The sequence below is a fragment of the Bradyrhizobium sp. Kon58 genome, from assembly GCF_055807455.1.
Map to the genome: position 1 here is coordinate 1 of NZ_JBVVOT010000373.1, position 285 is coordinate 285.

General features: G+C 61.1%; 1 pseudogene. It reads left to right on the forward strand.

Annotated features, from left to right (window positions below):
• Nucleotides 1-285, forward strand: a pseudogene (locus AC0L20_RS40830) (5-dehydro-4-deoxyglucarate dehydratase); the annotation flags it as partial.

A 285-nucleotide genomic window follows, 5' to 3' on the forward strand; every position in this document is an offset into this window, starting at 1 on the left:
GTTTCAGCTACCTCGGCGGCCTGCCGACTGCAGAAGTTTACGCTGCTGCCTACAAGGCCCTGGGCGTGCCGGTGTACTCCTCGGCGGTGTTCAACTTCATCCCGAAAACCGCGATGGATTTCTACCACGCGATTGCCAAGGATGATCACGCCACCGTCTCCAAGATCATCGACGATTTCTTCCTGCCTTACCTGGACATCCGTAACCGCAAGGCCGGCTACGCGGTGAGCATCGTCAAGGCAGGTGCGAAGATCGCCGGCTACGACGCCGGCCCGGTGCGCACCC